The 16,084-nt window shown below is 58.8% G+C and carries 15 protein-coding genes; 2 read left to right on the forward strand and 13 right to left on the reverse strand.

Annotated features, from left to right (window positions below; genetic code table 11):
• Positions 1 to 145: 145 nt before the first annotated feature.
• The 8 genes from BSP75_RS04765 to BSP75_RS04800 all read right to left on the reverse strand — a co-directional run bounded on the left by BSP75_RS04765 (position 146) and on the right by BSP75_RS04800 (position 7,636).
• Positions 146 to 508, reverse strand: coding sequence for a DUF2750 domain-containing protein (locus BSP75_RS04765; RefSeq protein WP_005337077.1), 363 nt, complete (start codon positions 506 to 508; stop codon positions 146 to 148).
• 180 nt (positions 509 to 688) lie between these two features.
• Positions 689 to 1,993: an inosine/guanosine kinase gene (locus BSP75_RS04770; protein WP_058051782.1), complete on the reverse strand. Its 1,305-nt coding sequence runs from the start codon at positions 1,991 to 1,993 to the stop codon at positions 689 to 691.
• Between the two features lie 187 nt (positions 1,994 to 2,180).
• Positions 2,181 to 2,573 (reverse strand): MAPEG family protein, encoded by a 393-nt coding sequence (locus BSP75_RS04775; protein ID WP_075112402.1) that lies wholly within the window; start codon positions 2,571 to 2,573, stop codon positions 2,181 to 2,183.
• A gap of 34 nt (positions 2,574 to 2,607) precedes the next feature.
• Entirely contained in the window at positions 2,608 to 3,582 is a 975-nt protein-coding gene (gene hemH / locus BSP75_RS04780) for a ferrochelatase (RefSeq protein WP_075112403.1), read from the reverse strand.
• Positions 3,583 to 3,680: 98 nt separating this feature from the next.
• Positions 3,681 to 4,325, reverse strand: coding sequence for an adenylate kinase (gene adk / locus BSP75_RS04785; protein WP_042657889.1), 645 nt, complete (start codon positions 4,323 to 4,325; stop codon positions 3,681 to 3,683).
• A 303-nt stretch (positions 4,326 to 4,628) separates the two neighbouring features.
• On the reverse strand, positions 4,629 to 5,387 hold the full coding sequence (gene miaE, locus BSP75_RS04790; RefSeq protein ID WP_075112404.1) for a tRNA isopentenyl-2-thiomethyl-A-37 hydroxylase MiaE: 759 nt from the start codon (positions 5,385 to 5,387) through the stop codon (positions 4,629 to 4,631).
• 218 nt (positions 5,388 to 5,605) lie between these two features.
• On the reverse strand, positions 5,606 to 7,126 hold the full coding sequence (purF, locus tag BSP75_RS04795) for an amidophosphoribosyltransferase (RefSeq protein WP_058051778.1): 1,521 nt from the start codon (positions 7,124 to 7,126) through the stop codon (positions 5,606 to 5,608).
• Positions 7,127 to 7,147: 21 nt separating this feature from the next.
• Entirely contained in the window at positions 7,148 to 7,636 is a 489-nt protein-coding gene (locus tag BSP75_RS04800) for a CvpA family protein (protein ID WP_042657886.1), read from the reverse strand.
• An 8-nt stretch (positions 7,637 to 7,644) separates the two neighbouring features.
• On the opposite strand from BSP75_RS04800, the gene BSP75_RS21775 reads away from it, so the two are divergent.
• Positions 7,645 to 7,821: a hypothetical protein gene (locus BSP75_RS21775; protein WP_162626921.1), complete on the forward strand. Its 177-nt coding sequence runs from the start codon at positions 7,645 to 7,647 to the stop codon at positions 7,819 to 7,821.
• Between the two features lie 2 nt (positions 7,822 to 7,823).
• Here BSP75_RS21775 and serS read toward each other — a convergent pair whose 3' ends face one another.
• The 5 genes from serS to lrp form a co-directional block, all read right to left on the reverse strand.
• A complete protein-coding gene (serS, locus tag BSP75_RS04805; RefSeq protein WP_042657885.1) occupies positions 7,824 to 9,119 on the reverse strand; it encodes a serine--tRNA ligase in 1,296 nt (431 codons plus the stop codon).
• 290 nt (positions 9,120 to 9,409) lie between these two features.
• Positions 9,410 to 10,747: a replication-associated recombination protein A gene (locus tag BSP75_RS04810; RefSeq protein ID WP_148140616.1), complete on the reverse strand. Its 1,338-nt coding sequence runs from the start codon at positions 10,745 to 10,747 to the stop codon at positions 9,410 to 9,412.
• Between the two features lie 153 nt (positions 10,748 to 10,900).
• Entirely contained in the window at positions 10,901 to 11,509 is a 609-nt protein-coding gene (gene lolA / locus BSP75_RS04815; protein WP_042063852.1) for an outer membrane lipoprotein chaperone LolA, read from the reverse strand.
• Between the two features lie 80 nt (positions 11,510 to 11,589).
• Positions 11,590 to 14,106, reverse strand: a complete 2,517-nt coding sequence (locus BSP75_RS04820) for a DNA translocase FtsK 4TM domain-containing protein (RefSeq protein ID WP_075112405.1) — start codon at positions 14,104 to 14,106, stop codon at positions 11,590 to 11,592.
• A 202-nt stretch (positions 14,107 to 14,308) separates the two neighbouring features.
• Positions 14,309 to 14,800 carry a leucine-responsive transcriptional regulator Lrp gene (gene lrp / locus BSP75_RS04825; protein ID WP_005300047.1) on the reverse strand — a complete coding sequence of 164 codons (492 nt, stop codon included), beginning with the start codon at positions 14,798 to 14,800 and terminating at the stop codon, positions 14,309 to 14,311.
• 150 nt (positions 14,801 to 14,950) lie between these two features.
• On the opposite strand from lrp, the gene ald reads away from it, so the two are divergent.
• Positions 14,951 to 16,066 (forward strand): alanine dehydrogenase, encoded by a 1,116-nt coding sequence (ald, locus tag BSP75_RS04830; protein WP_042657883.1) that lies wholly within the window; start codon positions 14,951 to 14,953, stop codon positions 16,064 to 16,066.
• Positions 16,067 to 16,084 lie beyond the last annotated feature (18 nt).

The following is a 16,084-nucleotide window of genomic DNA, read 5'->3' on the forward strand; positions in this document are numbered from 1 at the left end:
GGACCATCCCCCTGACAGGTGCAAAGGCAAATCGGCTTTTAACTCATCAATCTGGATATTCGACCATAAAAAAGACCGGTATCCTGAACGAATATCGGTCTTTATCTTGATGGCCTGTACGTTCAGGCCATCAATGGAGGCGCTTTCAGGCGTCCAGTTCAACCAGTGCCTTGGCCAGCTCGATGGGTTCGAGCTCCTGACCTTCCAGATCGGCGTTCCAGTTCGGGCCGACCAGCACATCATCTTCATCCAGATCGTTGATCCAGATATCGAGAAACTCTTCCAGATCGATCACTTCCGGCTCGTAATCGGCCCACTCGTCGACGCAGTGCAGACGGGCGTCCTCTTCGGCAGACCAGAGCGGCATCACGTCGGCGTCTTCAAATTCGGCGGAGCGGCAGACGACCCAGTCTTCCCCATAGCGCAGACCCCACACCTGACCCGACTCGCGGACTTGTTCGATAAACAGTTGGAAATTGGCGTCAAGGTTGTCGTTAAGCATGCTCATGGGATTCTCTCTTTCTTTCGGGTGCTGCGGCATTGTCGGGCGACAATACGATGGCCAAATGGTGTCGCAAAAGCGACATGGACTCAAGCATATTGGGGTTATTACTGGAAAAAAGCCGGGATAACCCCCATTAGCCTGCAAAAACGCCTCCCGATGGAGGCGCCTTGCAGATTCAGGAGATCAACGCTCCCAGTAAACCTCTTCCAGGCTGTCCTCTTTCTCCGGCAAACCGCGGGAGAGACGGGGGCTGCTCTGGGCCAGCACCTCGTAGCTGACACGGTTGGCATATTTGCACACCTGGGCCAGTGAGGAGTAGGTCAGGAACTCGGAGGTGTGCTTGGCGGAGTTGGGCACATTCATCCGGTGATAGGAGTTGGCAACCATGTCGTGCAGCACGGCAGAGAGCGCGCCATCCCCTGCCCCGTTGGTGTTTTTGATCTTCTCCGGGCCACCCATGTACGGGGAGATGTGGGAGTAGATCCGGGCCGGTTTGCGGCACTTGGCGCGGGCCATCGGGCGGCTGAACTCATACATGTTGAACTCGGGGATCACGCCAGGCAGCAAGGTATGGGTGGTCTCGCGCTTGTAATCCTCGTCGGTGTAGCTCGCCATGTAGAGACCGATGGGGCCTGCGGTACAGAGCACCATGTCGGCCCAGTCGAGCGCCTTGTCGGCCGCACCGAGCGGATCAGCGATGCCGGTCAGGGCTTCACCCTCGTCTTCATTCATCGCCAGCACGGTCACGTTCTCGGCAATGAAGTCGCGCCACCACTGGGGATTTTCATCGATGACGAAACGGGTGCCCAGGGTCAGCACCACGGGAATACCGGCCTCGCGAGCGTAACGGACGGCTGCCATCGCGGCCTCTTTCATCGGATCACCATCATCACCACGCACCAGATAGGCGGTGATCACCAGTGCAGAGGCCCCCTTGATCACATCCTCCGGAATGTGCTGCACATCCAGCTGGTTCATCTTGCCGGCATTGATGCCGAAGCTGCGCTCGCCGCACTCGGTGATGAAGGTGAAGCAACGGCCGATAGGGCCATCAACCGGCTGCAGATAGTCCAGATTGACGCGGGAAGAGGTGTTGCACAGATAGCGGTAGGCGTAGCAGCCGATGCGAATGTCCTGGCTCATCACACCCAACAGGATGGAGTGGGAATCGGCCAGCACAGAGTAGTTGTGTACCGTGTTGCCGATGGTGCCACCGGCAAACTCGCTCACCACCATGTTGTTGGTCTTGAGCTCGTCATAAATGCGTTCGGCCACGTCGTCGTTGATGACGACGGAGTGCCCCTTGCTCAGACCATAACGGGTCAGAAACGCTTCATCCACATGGGCTTCGATATCAACCAGGGTCTGATCAATCCCGACCACGTAGGCTTTGCCCAGCTCGGTTAACAGGGGATTTTGCGGCACCAGGGGATCGCGTCTGTCGACAGGGAAGTAGTGTTTGGACTTGCGCTGACCGGGAAATTTCATGGCAATGTTCTGTGCTCTGGGGGAAAGAGGGGCGGGATTTTAACACAATCCGCCGTCCCGAAAAGTCGCCCTGTTTAAATAATGGAGTCAGTATAGACAAGGGCTGCAAGGAAAAACGTTTGCCCTTTCACCATAAAAAAACCACCCCGCCCGGGGTGGTTCTGAAGTACAAAAATGCGGCCAGCTTTCAGAGTGTCGCCACGCCCTGCAACAGGGCCAGCACCGAGAAGAGTCCGAGGGCGAGCCAGAACAGCAAGGTACCCAGAAAACGGGGCACATTGGGGGCTTTGGGGATCTGGATGCCGATGGCATGAAGGATGCGACCAGCCAGCAGCATGGCGCCACCGGCATGCAGCCAGAGCGCACCGGCACCGGAAATCTCGCACAGCGCCATCAGCAGCAGGGTCAGCGGCACATACTCGGCGAAGTTGCCGTGGGCCCGGATCGCCGCCAGCAGCTCGGGGGCTTCCCCCTGCCCTATCATCACCCCGAACTGGGCGCGGCGTCTGACCACCCAGAAGGAGAGCCCCAGAAACAGCAGCCCCAGCAGGCCTGCGTAAATCAGTGTGATATGTACCATGACTCGACTCCTTGTTTGACTGACTGTCGGTCACTCATGCCAGTTCGCGGCAGATGAGCGAGACCATCATCCGGATATGGGCCTGATCGCTGTTGAGGGCCGCAATATATTCAAACCGCTCGCCACCGGCCTCCATGAAGATCTCCCGGTTCTGTACCTGAATTTCCTCGAGGGTTTCGAGGCAATCGGCGGCAAAGGCCGGGCAAATCACATCGAGCCGCTTGATGCCCGCTGCTGGCATACCGGCGATGGTCACGTCGGTGTAGGGTTTGAGCCACTCCTCCTTGCCAAAGCGGGACTGGAAGCTGGCCGTCCACTGCCCGGCCGCCAGCCCGAGTGCTTCGGCCAGCAGGGTGGCGGTGTGACGACACTGGTGACCATAGGGGTCCCCTTCGTTCTCATAGCGCTCGGGAATACCGTGGAACGACATCAGCAGATGATCACCCTGGCCGTGCTGCTCCCAGTGACGGCGCACGCTCATGGCCAGCGCCTGAATGTATTCGGGATGGGCGTGATAATCACGAATGAGCCGCACCACCGGCAGATTGCGCTCTTTCTTCATCGCCTTGCCCCAAGCATCGAAGACCGAGGCGGTGGTACTGACCGAATATTGCGGATAGAGCGGCAACAGGATCACCCGGTTGACCCCTTTGGCCTTGAGCGCCTGCCAGCCATCATTCACTGACGGGGAACCATAGGTCATCGCCAGCTCCACCGGCACCTCGACCCCCTCCCGCTTGAGCTCCTGCTCCAGCGCAGCGCGCTGCTGCTTGCTTATCACCATCAGCGGCGAGCCCTGCTCGGTCCACACCTGCTGATAGAGCTTGGCCACTTTGGGCGAGCGTGTCGGCAAGATGATGAAGTGGAGCAGCGGGCACCAGAGGTAACGGGGCAGGTCCACCACACGGGGATCGTGCAGGAACTGGCTGAGGAACGCTTTGACGGCAGCGGTGGTTGGTGCGGCTGGGGTACCCAGATTGACCAGCAATATTCCGGTTTTCGTGGTCACGTTGGCTTCCTGTCTATCTGTCATTATGCAAAAAGGGCCCCGCAGGGCCCTTCTCTTTATTTATCTGATGGCACGGGAAACTGTGCCGGCAGCAAAGATCAGCCCAGAATGGTGGCAAGCTGCTTGCTGACCTGATCAACCGGCTGGGTGCCGTCGATCTTGACGTAACGGGTGTGGCCCGCTTCCGCCTCTTTGCCGTAGAAACCGATCAGCGGCGCGGTCTGCTGATGATATACATCCAGACGCTTGCGCACTGTGGTCTCTTCGTCGTCGGCGCGGATCACCAGATCTTCACCGGTCACGTCATCCTTGCCTTCCACTTTCGGCGGGTTGAACACCACGTGGTAGGTACGGCCGGAGCCGGAGTGAACGCGACGGCCGCTCATGCGCTTGACGATCTCTTCGTCCGGCACAGCAAACTCCAACACGAAATCAACCACAACACCGGCATCCTTCATGGCTTGCGCCTGGGGAATGGTGCGCGGGAAACCGTCCAACAGGAAGCCTTTGGCGCAATCCGGCTGAGCGATGCGCTCTTTGACCAGACCGATGATGATGTCGTCAGAGACCAGCTGACCTGCGTCCATCACAGCTTTGGCTTTCAGACCGAGCTCGGTGCCCGCTTTGATCGCCGCACGCAGCATGTCGCCGGTGGAGATCTGGGGAATACCGTGTTTTTCCATGATGAACTGAGCCTGGGTACCTTTGCCGGCGCCCGGAGCCCCCAACAGAACAATGCGCATACACGCTCCTATTGATTGGTTATTCAAATCTTGCGAAGGCAAAAAAGTACACGGTTTCGCCCGTTTCTACAAGGGTGAGCCACCTGAATGAGCACTTTATCGCCACAATAACCGGCTGATCGAACAGGATTTCATCGCAAGGGGAAGACGCAAAAATAGCCAGGGATTCAGCATAGAGCGCCAAATGCAGGAAGGACGTACGGCAGAAAAAAAGATCCCGGCTCGGGGCCGGGAATTGCGCTCAAAAGTAACTACTTGTCGCTCGTAGTAGGAACAGGGCAATAGTAGTTTGCCCCCTGTGCGTCAACAACTGTCAGATGTGACAGGCAGGCCGCTATGGAACCGGAACTGCGGATCTGGCGAGCAGATAAGCTCGGCTTCCAGCTTGCCAAAGAAGGCCACCCGCTCGCTGATATCCTCCCCTGCATACTGTTCGGCCAGGCTCAGGTAATCCTGATAATGGCGCGCCTCGGAGCGCAGCAAAGAGACATAGAAGCGGCTCAGCTCTTCGTCCAGATGGGGCGCCAGCTTGGCAAAGCGCTCGCAGGAGCGGGCCTCGATGTAGGCGCCGATGATCATCTTATCGACGATGGTGGCCGGTTCATGGGTGCGCACATGCTGCATCAATTGGCGGGCATAGCGAGAGGCCGTCACCGGCCCGTACTCGATGCCGCGGGCCTGCATGATCTCCAGCACCTGCTCGAAGTGATGCAGCTCCTCCTGAATGAGCCGCACCATGGGAAACAGCAGCGGATTGCGTTCCAGCTCGGCAAAGACGGTGCGATCAGACTCCCCCATGCTGCGTTTGCCCAGGATCTCGGCCTTCTCCGGAATGGCATCCAGCTCGCGATAAAACTCCAGCTTGGGCAGCAGATGGCGCTTGCCCTTGGGCAGGCAGTAGCGGCGCACCAGACTGTGGGCGGTGAGTGCGGCCTTGGTCTCGCAGTTGGCGTGATCGATGAGCAGGGTCGGCAAACGGGCCGGATCCCGCGCCATCTCCACCCACTCATCCGGGGTCTTGCACTGCAAAAACTGGCGCACTGGGGCTAGCAGATCATCCATCTGAACTCTCGTTTGTTAAACACGCCGGTTAAAAGCGTATCGGTCATATATGTTGCCACCTATGCTAGCGGATCCCGCTGGCTATGCCCATATCCGGCACGATAAACGGATATTTTTCAAACAGATATCCCCTCCTCCTTCTGCCGGTGCGCGGCAGAAACGACAATGGGGGCCACTGGCCCCCATCTCGCTATCCCATCCGGCAAAACCGCAAACGTTTAACTGCCTTCGTTAAAAATTTCCAGATTGCTGGTGCCTTCCTGCCATTCACGCACCGCTTTGGTGTCATCGTTGCGCAGGGCGTTGAGGTGATCCAGATAGGACTGATCCACGTCGGAGGTGACGTAGTGGCCGTTGAACACCGAGGTCTCGAAGTGACGCAGATCCGGGTTGATCTCCCGCACAGCTTCTTCCAGATCTTCCAGATCCTGGAAAATCAGGCCATCGGCACCGATCAGCTTGCACACCTCTTCCACTTCACGGCCATGGGCAATCAGCTCGTTGGCGGTGGGCATGTCGATACCGTAGACATTGGGGAAGCGGATTTCCGGCGCTGCCGAGGCGAAGTAGACCTTGGCTGCCCCTGCTTCACGGGCCATCTGGATGATCTGCTCGGACGTGGTACCGCGCACTATGCTGTCATCCACCAGCAACACCTTCTTGCCCTTGAATTCGGAGCCGATGGCGTTGAGCTTGCGACGCACCGACTTCTTGCGCTGGGTCTGGCCCGGCATGATGAAGGTACGACCGATGTAGCGGTTCTTCACGAAGCCCTGACGGTATGGCAGGTCGAGGGTGTGAGCGATCTCCAGCGCCACGTCACAGGAGGTCTCGGGGATGGGGATAACCACATCGACGTCGAGATCTTCCCACTCGCGAGCAATCTTCTGACCCAGCTTGCGACCCATGTTGAGGCGGGCAGCGTAGACCGAGACCTTGTCGATGCACGAATCGGGACGGGCAAAGTAGACATATTCGAAGATGCAGGAGCTCATCTGCGGGTTCTCCGCACACTGCTCGGAGAAGAGCTGGCCCTGCTCGGTGATGTAGATGGCTTCACCCGGCGCAATATCCCGCACCGTCTCGAAACCGATGGCGTCGAGCGCCACGCTCTCGGAGGCGAGCATGTACTCCACCTGACCCTGCTCGTCCTGACGACGACCGAGGATCAGCGGGCGAATGCCGTTGGGATCACGAAAGCCGATGAGGCCATGGCCAATCACCAGCGAGACCACCGCATAGGCGCCGCGGATCTGCTGATGGGTTCTGCGCACCGCAGCGAAGATATCTTCGGGGCGCAGCGCCATCTTGTCGCAGCGATCAAGCTCGTGGGCCAGTACGTTCAGCAACACTTCCGAGTCGGATGTGGTGTTGATGTGGCGGCGGGCGACCTTGAACTGCTGCTCCTTGAGCTCCTTGGCGTTGGTGAGGTTGCCGTTATGGGCCAGCACCATGCCGTAAGGCGAGTTCACATAAAAAGGTTGGGCTTCAGCGGCACTTGAGCTGCCTGCGGTGGGATATCTGACATGACCTATGCCGATGTTCCCTTGCAGACGCTGCATGTGGCGCACTTCAAACACGTCCTTCACCAGGCCATTGGCCTTGCGTTGCCGGAAGTTTCCACTCTCAATGGTCACGATCCCGGCGGCATCCTGTCCCCTGTGCTGCAACACCGTCAAGGCGTCGTAGAGGGCCTGATTGACGGGGGTGGTGCCAACTATACCGACAATACCACACATGTCTTTGCTACCTCGAAGTCACTATACCTGTTTAAGAAAACTGGATGAGTTCAACATGAACCCGAAAAACCACTGGATCACCGGCTTGAACTCCGGCACCAGCTTGGACGCCACCCACCAGTCGCTCTGGGAGAGGCTGGTGAAGGTATCCATGAAAAAAAGCAGGGCACTGACGATCAGCACCCCGCGAATTGCACCGAAGCAGACCCCCAGCACCCGATCGGTACCGGAGAGACCCGTCTTGTCCACCAACAGGCCCACCACATAGTTGACCACGCTGCCGAGGATCAGGGTCGCCACAAACAGGGCGGCGATGGCCAGACCGTTGCGCACCAGCGCGTCGGAGAACGAGGTGAAATAGACGGCGAGATCGGGATAGAAATGGCTGGCAATAAAGAAGGCGATAAACCAGGTGACAAGAGACATGGCCTCCTTGACGAAGCCGCGCACCAGGCTGATGAGAGCAGAAAAACCGACGATGCCGATGATGGCGTAATCAATCCAGACCATAGAAAAAGATGTCCTGCGAAATTGCGGCGCAGTCTAACAAAAACGATTGCGCATTGCTTGATAAAAATGTGTTAACTGTTCAAAGCGGCGCCGAAAAGCCGCATTTTTTCAGCACTAAAACGGTTGACCGGCGCCAGAATGCACAACGCCATGGCAATGCCATGGCGTTGTGGTCAGCGGTGTGAGCTTACCCGATGTGGGTCAGGCCACCCATGTAGGATTGCAGCGCAGCCGGGATGGCGATGCGGCCATCTTCCTGCTGGTAGTTCTCCATCACCGCGACCAGAGTACGACCCACCGCCAGACCGGAGCCGTTCAGGGTGTGCAGCAGCTGCGGCTTGCCGTCGATGCGCACGCGAGCCTGCATGCGGCGCGCCTGGAAGTCGGTGCAGTTGGAGACAGAGGAGATCTCGCGGTAGGTGTTCTGGGCTGGCAGCCACACTTCCAGATCGTAGGTCTTGGCGGCGCAGAAGCCCATGTCACCGGTAGAGAGTGCCATCACGCGATACGGCAGTTCCAGCAGTTGCAGCACCTTCTCGGCGTGACCCACCATCTCTTCCAGCGCTTCCCAGGATTGCTCCGGGTGAACCAGCTGAACCATCTCGACCTTGTCGAACTGGTGCATACGGATGAGACCACGGGTATCACGACCGTAGGAGCCCGCTTCGGAGCGGAAGCAGGGGCTGTGGGCGGTCATCTTGATCGGCAGTTCCTGCTCGTCGAAGATCTCGTCGCGGGCCATGTTGGTGAGCGGCACTTCGGAGGTCGGGATCAGCGAGAACTTGCGCATCTTGCCTTCATCTTCCCCTTCGCCCTCAATCCCGGTATTGAACAAATCCTGGGAGAACTTGGGCAACTGGCCGGTGCCATAGAGGCTATCCGGGTTGACCAGATAAGGGACGTAGCATTCGGTATAACCGTGCTGCAGGGTGTGCAGATCCAGCATGAACTGGGCCAGCGCGCGGTGCAGGCGGGCAATCTGCCCCTTCATCACCACGAAACGGGCACCTGAGAGCTTGACGCCATTCTTGAAGTCTACGCCCTTGGCCGCTTCACCGAGATCGATGTGATCACGCACCGGGAAGCTGAACTGACGCGGGGTACCCCAGCGGCGCACTTCCACGTTGTCGTTCTCGTCACGCCCCACCGGAGTAGTCTCGCTCGGCAGGTTGGGGATGGCGTCGGCGATGGCTTTCAGCTGGGCCAGCAGGGCATCCAGCTCGACCTTGCTGGTTTCCAGCTCGTCGTTGATCTTGGTCACTTCGGCCTTGAGCGGGGCAACATCTTCACCACGACGGGCAGCTTCACCGATGGATTTGGAGCGGGCGTTGCGCTCGGCCTGCAGCTCCTGGGTACGGGACTGCAGATCCTTGCGTTTCTCTTCCAGAGCGTTGACAGCCGCTACGTCCAGAACGTAACCGCGTGTCGCCAGACGAGCGGCAGCCTCTTCGATATCGCTGCGCAGATATTTGGGATCCAGCATGGTTTACCTACTTTTTTAAAATGGGATCTGGGCCTGAGTCATCATGACGGGCTGGGAAACAGATCCGGAAGTTAACATCGGTTGGCGCACCCCAATCGTGTTCAGAATCGGGCCTTCGAAATCAAGAAGATGGTATCAGGCCGAAACCAACGGGGTCAGACGGGCAGTGTAGCAGACCGCCCCCCCGCCCGAACAGGGACTATTGGGGTCGTTTTTGCCGACTTGTGGGGTCAGACACCCCATTTTTACGGTGTCTGACCACTTTTCATCCAGCAGGAGAAAACTCGCGACTAGCGACCCCGTTTTTGCGGGCTCTGCCGGTCCAGTTCGTGGAGGTAGTCGAGCTTCTGGCCGATCTGCTTTTCCAGACCGCGATCGGTGGGCTGGTAGTACTGCTTGCCAGCCAGTTCGGGGGGGAAGTACTCCTCGCCCGCGGCATAGGCGCCTGGCTCGTCATGGGCGTAACGGTACTCGGCGCCATAGCCCAGATCGCTCATCAGTTTGGTCGGAGCATTGCGCAGGTGTACCGGCACCTCGAAGTCAGGGAGGTTTTTGGCATCATGGAGTGCCGCCTTCCAAGCGGTATAGACCGCATTGCTTTTCGGGGCGCAGGCGAGATAGACGATCGCTTGGGCGATGGCCCGCTCCCCTTCCGCCGGACCGATCCGATGGAAACAATCCCAGGCCGACAGGGCGACCTGCATGGCACGGGGATCGGCATTGCCCACATCTTCCGAGGCAATCGCCAGCAAGCGGCGGGCAATATAGAGCGGATCGCAACCGGCACTCACCATGCGGGCATACCAGTAGAGCGCCGCATCCGGCGCCGAACCGCGAATGGATTTGTGCACCGCCGAGATGAGGTCGTAGAAGTGATCCCCCCCCTTGTCGAAGCGGGCCACGTGCTCCCCCACCACGGCAGCGAGCAGACCGCTGTCGATCACCCGAGCCCCTGCGCTATCGGTTTCGGCCATGTCGGCCAGCAGCTCCAGATAGTTGAGGGATTTGCGCCCGTCCCCATCCACCGCCTTGGCCAGCGCCTCTTTGACGCCGGGGGCGAAGGTGAGTGCCGGATCATTGAGACCACGGGGATCGGTCATCGCCTGATCGAGCATGGCGAGGATGTCGCTCTCTTCCAGTCGCTTGAGCAGATAGACCCGAGCCCGGGAGAGCAGTGCGTTGTTGAGTTCGAACGAGGGGTTTTCAGTGGTGGCACCGATAAAAGTGATGGTGCCATCTTCGATGTGAGGCAGGAACACATCCTGCTGGCTCTTGTTGAAACGGTGCACCTCATCCACAAACAGAATGGTGCGAACCCCGCGCCAGCTGTTCTCATTCGCCTTGTCGATGGCGGCGCGGATCTCCTTGATGCCGGAGGTGACCGCAGAGAGCCGCTCCACCTCCGCCTGGCAGTAGTGAGCCATCAACTCCGCCAGCGTAGTCTTGCCGGTACCGGGCGGCCCCCACAGGATCATCGAGTGGCAGTGACCTGCCAGAATGGCTTTGCGCAGGGGCTTGTCAGCCCCCAGGATATGTTGCTGACCGATATACTGGTCGAGGTTTTGTGGCCGCATCCGGGCCGCCAGCGGACGAAAGTCCGATGAGAAATCCAGCGACAAGTTGCTCATCTGTATTGACCGTTCAGTATCACGGATACCGCCATGGAAAAACGGTCCGACGAGAAATCCAACAAGAGGTTGCTCATCGGTATTGACCACCCAGCGTCACGCCACCCGCCTTTGACTGGCGCAGTGGCGAGCAATCCAACGACCGCGGGCTCATCAGCGCTGGTCGTCCAGCTCGACCCCCTTGGGGATCTTGAAAACAAATTCGTTGCCCTTGAGCACCGGCTTGCGATTGAAGCTGCTCAGGGTGAATTCGCTCCACTGCCCTTGCGCCTCTTTCACATCGAAACGGCTGATGTTGTTGGCCCGATCGAAGGTGACGCGGAAGGAGGCGATCAGCTCATCCTTGTTGCGGCTGGTGACGGTATAGACATCCCCCTGTTGGGTCACGTCATAGTTCTTCCAGAACTTGTCGTCATTGCCGGCAATCAGAATAAAGGGAGTGTTGAGCACCGCATCTTTCAGCTTGAGGGCGGTGACCTGCTCGACGAAAGGATCATAGACCCAGACATCCTGACCATCGGCCACGATCAGGCTCTCATCCGGCGAGGTGGTGTGCCAGTTGAAACGGTTCGGGCGTTGTACCAGCAGATCGCCGCTGGCCTTTTGCAGCTCCTTGCCCTTGCTGTCATAGACGGTCTGGGCAAATTTGGCGGAGAAGAGGCTGACACCCGCCAGCTTCTGTTTGAGATCGCTGGCCGCATCGGCCCACACCTGACTGCTGGCCATCAGCAGCACGGTACCCATCAACAGTTGTTTTTTCATCACGCTCTTCATAAAAACGCTCTCGATAAAAGGCCACGCCCGCGGAGGGCATGGCCAGGGATAGAATGAAACGGTGAGGCTTAGTCCCGCACCGGCGGCGGTGCCAGCACGTCGCGCTGACCATTGCCACCCGGTGAGCTGACGATGCCCTGATTCTCCATCTGCTCGATGAGACGGGCGGCCCGGTTGTACCCAATCTTGAACTTGCGCTGGACGCTGGAGGTCGAGCCACGGCGGGACTCCACCACAAAGGCGACCGCTTCGTCGAACAGGGGGTCGAGCTCTTCATCGCCACCGCCGCCGTATTCGCCGCTGCCACCTTCGCCACCCGACTCACCGGAGAGGATTTCCTCGATGTAGTTCGGCTCGCCGCGCAGTTTCCAGTCCGCCACCACCTTGTGCACTTCGTGGTCATCGACGAACGCACCGTGTACCCGGGTCGGGTTGGAGGTACCGGACGGCATGTAGAGCATGTCGCCCATGCCGAGCAGGGATTCGGCCCCGCCCTGATCGATGATGGTGCGCGAGTCGATCTTGCTCGACACCTGGAACGAAATACGGGTCGGGATGTTGGCCTTGATAAGACCGGTAATCACATCCACCGACGGACGCTGGGTCGCCAGAATGAGGTGAATACCGGCCGCCCGCGCCTTCTGGGCGATACGGGCAATCAGCTCTTCCACCTTCTTGCCGACGATCATCATCATGTCGGCAAATTCGTCCACCACCACCACGATGTGGGGCAGCTTCTCCAGCTCCGGCGGCATCTGATCCATGGAGTCACCCGGACGCCACAGCGGGTCGAGCAGCGGCTCACCCGCCTCGATGGCAGCCAACACCTTGTCGTTGTAACCCTTGAGGTTACGCACGCCAACTGCCGACATCAGCTTGTAACGACGCTCCATCTCGCCCACGCACCAGCGCAGAGCGTTGGCGGCGTCCTTCATATCGGTCACCACCTCGGTCAGCAGGTGCGGGATCCCTTCGTAGACCGAGAGTTCCAGCATCTTGGGGTCGATCATGATGAAGCGCAGGTCATCGGGGGATGACTTGTAGAGCATCGAGATGATCATGGTGTTCACCCCTACCGACTTACCGGAACCTGTGGTACCGGCCACCAGCAAGTGTGGCATCTTGGCCAGGTTCACCACCACCGGCTCCCCTGCGATGTCCTGACCCAGGCCCATGGTGAGCGGGTTGCGGCTATCGCGGAAGGCATCGCAGTCGAGGGTCTCGCGCAGGTAGACGGTCTGGCGCACCCGGTTGGGCAGCTCGATACCGACGAAGGTCTTGCCCGGGATCACCTCAACCACCCGCACACTGCTGGCAGAGAGGGAACGGGCCAGATCGCGCGACAGGTTGGTGATCTTGCTCGCCTTCATACCCGGCGCCAGATCCAGCTCGAAACGGGTAATGACCGGGCCCGGATAGACACCGACCACCTTGGCCTGCACGTTGTAATCGGCGAGCTTGGCTTCTACCAGACGGCCCATGCGATCCAGCTCATCCTTGCTCATCATCTGGGTCTTGGCAGGCGGACGGTCGAGCAGCTCGATGCTCGGCAACGGGGGCATCGTTGATTGCGGACGACGCTTGGGTCTGGTCGGTGCGACGGCAACCGGTGCGGCGACCTCGTCGTCCCCTTCGGCCCACGGCAGATCCAGATCGTCTTCATCATCGTCATCGGCCACAGCCAGTACCGGCTGACGACGACCATTGGCGGCCGCCACCGCACGTTTCGGCTTGGCAGCCGGAGCCGGCTCGTCATCTTCATCATCAAACTGCGGGTCGAACTCGAAGGTATCGTCGTCGAGTTCCGGCAGCCACTCTTCGGCGGCGGCCTTCTGATCCTTGGCCTTGGGTCGGCGAGTCCAGCTGGTGTGCGGCTCATCTTCCTCATCATCAAACGCGATGGCCCCTACCCCGCCTTCCAGCAAGGGGTCCGGCCCCTCGTTGCGAGGTTGACGCCAGCCACCGGTCAGCCAGCGGCCGAGGGTGGTCGGGAAGTGGTAAACGGCGCTGACCGAACCGGTGCAAGCCGCGCCGATCTGTTCGACGATAGTGAGCCAGGACCAGCCGGTAAAAAGGGTAATGCCGGTTGCCACGAAGCAGAGCAGCATCAGGTTGGCTCCGACGCCGCCAAACAGCGGCACCACCGCGGAGGCGATCACATCCCCCACCAGACCACCGGCGGAGAAGTTCTGCATATCGTTGAAGTTCATGCTGGCAATGGCCGACATGCCGAGCACGGTCAGGATAAAGCCGATGATCCGCACCCCCAGGGTGAGGTAATCCACATCGAGCAGACGGCTCGGGCGCCAGAACAGACTCCAGCCCAGCAGTACCACCAGCGGCGGCACCAGATAGGAGAAGGCCCCAAAGGTAAACATGGTGATGTCGGCGAGCCAGGCACCGGCACTACCGGCGAGGTTCTTCACCTCCCCTTGCCAGGAGGTCTGGGACCAGCCGGGATCAGCGGGATGATAGGACAACAGGGCAAGCAGAAGATAAGCAGCCATCAGGGTGATGGCGATCAAGACGGCTTCGAAGATCCGTTGTGTACCTGATAAAGGAGTAAACAGCTTTTTATCGGCCAAACTCCGGCTCCTTTCTGAAAACATGTAATGCAGGAAATAAGGGGGCCTAGTATCCCCGAAAAGCCCACCGATTGTCAGCCAGAGCCTGATGGGACGGGGCCATATTTGCAATTATCTTTACAAGAAGAAACGAGCGGACCGGCCGCTCGTTTCTGACTGTCATGGTGTCTCATATGGAAAAGAAACCACGGCATAACCTGCTTTATCGGGTGCTGATCACCAGACGACTGCTCTGCTTGACCTCTTCCATCACCACGTAGGTGCGGGTGTCGTTGACACCGGGCAGACGCAGCAGGGTTTCCCCCAACAGACGGCGGTAAGCCGACATGTCGCTGACTCGGGTCTTGAGCAGATAGTCGAAGTCACCGGAGACCAGATGACACTCCTGGATCTCTTCGAGTACCTGAACAGCCTTGTTGAACTGTTCAAATACATCGGGCGCCCCGCGATTGAGGGTTATCTCTACAAACACCAGCAGAGATGCGTCCAGATAATGAGGGTTCAGAATAGCGGCATATCCTTCGATATAACCTTGTCGCTCGAGGCGACGAACCCGTTCCAGACACGGTGTAGGACTCAGGCCAACTCGTTTGGACAACTCAACATTCGAAATCCTGCCATCCTTTTGCAGTTCATTAAGAATGTTGCGGTCAATCCTGTCCAAATCCTTTAGCCGACTCTTAGCTTCCATCATTTTATTCCATCCTTTGGCTATTTTTTGGTAAGAATCACCAGTCATTTTATAATTATGGTCACAAATCCTGTCAATACCTGAATATACTAGGCGCAAATGTTGGTTAACATTTTGGCAACATGAAACACCAATCTATAGACGAGGGATAGCATGATTATCGGTGTACCTAAAGAGATAAAAAACCATGAATACCGCGTAGGCATGGTTCCGGCCAGTGTACGTGAACTGACAGCACGAAACCATACTGTTTTCGTCCAAAGCGGTGCCGGAAACGGCATTGGCTTCAGCGATGCAGATTATATCGCTGTTGGTGCCGAAATTTTGGCCTCTGCAGCAGAGGTTTTCGCCAAAGCCGAGATGATCGTCAAGGTCAAGGAACCTCAGCCTGTCGAATGTGCCATGCTGCGTCCGGGTCAAACCCTGTTCACCTATCTGCATCTGGCGCCAGACTTGGCCCAGACCGAAGCCCTGCTGCAAAGCGGCGCCATCTGCATCGCCTATGAAACTGTCACCGACGGCCGTGGCGGCCTGCCACTGCTGGCCCCCATGTCGGAAGTGGCCGGACGCATGTCTATTCAGGCCGGTGCCCAGGCGCTGGAAAAATCGCGCGGTGGTAGCGGTGTGCTGCTCGGCGGCGTACCCGGTGTCGAGCCGGCCAAGGTGGTGATCATCGGCGGCGGCGTGGTCGGCTCCAATGCAGCCCGCATGGCCATTGGCCTGCGCGCGGATGTGACCATCCTCGACAACAACGTCGATACCCTGCGCCGCCTCGATAACGAGTTCCAGGGCGCGGCCAAGGTGGTCTACTCCAACAGCGAGACCCTGGAGCGCCATTTGTTGGCCGCGGATCTGGTCATCGGCGGCGTGCTGGTACCGGGTGCCACTGCGCCAAAACTTGTCAGCCGTGACCACATTGCGCGCATGAAGCCGGGCTCTGCCATCGTCGATGTGGCCATCGATCAGGGCGGCTGTGTGGAAACCTCCCACGCCACCACCCATGAAGATCCGACGTTTATCGTCGATGAGGTGGTGCACTACTGTGTCGCCAACATGCCGGGGGCGGTGGCCCGCACCTCGACCGTGGCGCTCAACAATGCCACCCTCCCCTTTATCATCAAGCTGGCCCAGCAAGGCTACCGCGACGCCCTGTTGTCAGACGTACACCTGCGTCATGGCCTCAACGTGATGAATGGCAAGCTGACCTGCAAGGAGGTAGCCGTGGCTCATGGCCTTGCCCATACGGATGCCCTGACCCTGCTGAACTGATCTGCGCTGGCCTGCGCC

The sequence above is a fragment of the Aeromonas sp. YN13HZO-058 genome, from assembly GCF_001921245.1.
Classification (GTDB): Bacteria; Pseudomonadota; Gammaproteobacteria; order Enterobacterales; family Aeromonadaceae; genus Aeromonas; species Aeromonas allosaccharophila.